The sequence below is a fragment of the Shewanella sp. SG41-4 genome (assembly GCF_014164505.1).
Classification (GTDB): domain Bacteria; phylum Pseudomonadota; class Gammaproteobacteria; order Enterobacterales; family Shewanellaceae; genus Shewanella.
Map to the genome: position 1 here is coordinate 1 of NZ_JACJFI010000410.1, position 2,558 is coordinate 2,558.

Consider the following 2,558-nt stretch of genomic DNA (forward strand, 5'->3'; position numbering starts at 1 on the left):
ATTTTCGTCATCTATTTACGGAATTACCTAAGCGTGCACCATTAGATGATATGACTGATTTGCTGCCGTGGAATGTTGATTTAGGTGAAGCAGAATAAGCTTCACCAGTTCATTGACCGCTTACGAAGAATCGCTCTATCTCCACCTTGATGCGAGCCACTACCGGCAAAACTTTGAGGATCTTGTGACATTTATTGATGTGAAAATTCTACCCAGCATTAATAAAACATTGCTCAAACAAGCAGAAGAAAAGATGAATGACGAAGGTAATCACCCTCTTTGGAATGAAGCAGATTCCATCATTGGTCTTATTCCATCGCAAACACAGGAGTTATTATAATGAAAACCGAACATTTGTACGGAATCGACTTTCCTGATGAGCATAAGGTCCACGAGGTGGACATTGTAAAGTTCTACCATGAACAACGGTTTGATGAGCTGGATGCGGTGGTTGTCTGCAAAGACAAGAATGGTAATGTGACCGCAACCTTTGGTCAAAACAACTGGAGTTGTTTTGCATTCTCTCGCGGAAATAGGAAGAACAGCCTCAATTTTTCGCAGCTTGATTCTGCACCGGAGTTGCAACGAGAACTAAAACTATTTACTTTTGGTTGGCTGTTTAATCTATCTCCCAAAGGCAAGAAAGCTCCGAAATTCTCAACCGTAGTGGAACGATTAGCCAAAGCAAAAATAATTTATCGATTTTTACAACAAAAAAAACTTAACTCACTTGCTGCAATTTCATCGTTAGAAGTACGCCAACAGTTTGATAACTACCTAATAAATTCTAACAATTCACGAGCTAATCTTTTGCACGCTTTTGTTGCCATAAATAAAGCGATAGACAATGCCGGCTGGCATAAGGTTGCGCTCAATATCAATCCGATTAAATCCCACAATGAGTCAAAACGATTAAGCGGCAAAGTAAGCCAACAAACCTTAGTGATTCCAGAGCGCTTATGTCACGCTATTTATGGCAGGGCGATGGCACTTATTGAAGAAGCTCTGCCCCACGCACAACTCATCGCTGACACTGAGCATGCACTGCAAGACAATTACTTAGAAGGTAAGAGAATTGCAGAAACCAAGGCTGAAGCTGGTAGTGTGTATACCTTTATGAAGACGGACGGAGGTATTGATAGGCACAAGCTCGCCATTGCAGTCAAAAACTATCAACCTCGCAGTGCTAGTGAATCAATTATCCCAGTAACAAAGGAGCTGCCTAAAGTACCACTTAAAAATGGCACTGAATTTAAACGATATCTAGGACAGCTAATCACAGCAAGCTACATTGTTTGTGGTGGATTCAGTGGCATGCGTGACTCTGAGCTAGATAAACTCACCCCTACCAGTTACCACCAAGATACACTTTACGGTAAAGTTCATCACATGCTTCAATCTCATACATTTAAGCTCGGTGAAAAGAGAGAAACTTGGGTAACGGCTGCGGTGTCGAAAACTGCGATTGATTTAATGTCGATACTGACACAGAAATGGCGCAGTGAAGCTCAATATCCTGATGAAAAGCACACTGATTCATTATGGGTAAGTAAAGGGACTCGCTCACAACCAGCAAAGATAATTACAAATTGGAATCAACGCCTACGACTTTTTTGCAAGCAATTCGACTTTAATGTAACCGAAGAAGACTTCCAAGAATGCTTAGAATCTAACCCTCGGTCATTACTGAGAATAGAAAAGATGGTGGTTATTGGTCAGCCTTGGCCTATGAGCACCCATCAATTTAGACGATCTTTGGCGTTTTATTGCATTAAAAACCGCTTAAGCACACTGATTGCTCTCAAGCAGCAATTCAAACACCTCTATCTCTCGATGACTGAGTGGTACACAAATGGTGGGAAACTAGCAAGCCTTCGAGACTTAAAAGTGGATAAAAAAATACAACATGCACTTGATGAGATTAATGCAGAAACAACAACCAATAAGATCTTTAAGCAATGGCATTCTGATGAAACTTTATCGGGCTCTTATGGTAAGACAATAATGAAAATGCGTAGAGATGTGCCAACCATCTACAGTTCGTGGGATGTGATTTACAAAGCAGTAAAAGAAGGAAAGCTCACCCTTCATGGTTCATTGCATAGTTATTGCAAAAGTGGATACGATTGCGATATGGATGGAGTGGTCGCCCCTCAGTTCTGTGTAGATTGCAGGTCTGGCAGCAGTATTATTGACGAGCAGCAAGCGAAGTGGTGGCAGAAAAAGCACCAAAGTTTATCCGCTTACATGGCGTTGAGTGAAGACATCTCGGTAACAGACAGAAGTCACTATATCACTCAAGTTAGGGCCGCAGAAAACGTAATGCGTGACTTTGGTATGGAGTTTACAGCCTTTGAAGCAGGACTATCAGTGATTGAGGTTTGAATATGTTAAAAAGTGAAAATACATTGTTAGCCCTAGAGGCAGCACTAGGCCGCATTATTCAAGGTAAGCCCAAGCGCATTCCTACTCACCGTAAGCTCAGCGTAAGATCTGTCGAGGAAGAGGCAAATTTAGGTAATGGTAGCGGTTATTACTACCCTGATTTTGTAGAAAAG

Annotated in this window: 2 protein-coding genes; both read left to right on the forward strand. The window is 41.5% G+C overall.

From position 1 onward, the window contains the following. Nucleotides 1–112 precede the first annotated feature (112 nt). Nucleotides 113–340 (forward strand): hypothetical protein, encoded by a 228-nt coding sequence (locus tag H5202_RS20380; protein WP_182773671.1) that lies wholly within the window; start codon nt 113–115, stop codon nt 338–340. Next, complete coding sequence (locus tag H5202_RS20385) at nt 340–2,385, forward strand: hypothetical protein (RefSeq protein WP_182773672.1); 2,046 nt, start codon at nt 340–342, stop codon at nt 2,383–2,385. The genes H5202_RS20380 and H5202_RS20385 overlap by 1 nt, the downstream gene beginning before the upstream one ends. Nucleotides 2,386–2,558 lie beyond the last annotated feature (173 nt).

What these genes read in the sequence shown, in the direction of transcription:
- H5202_RS20385 (WP_182773672.1), top strand. Translation starts at nt 340, where the DNA reads ATGAAAACCGAACATTTGTACGGAATCGACTTTCCTGATGAGCATAAG.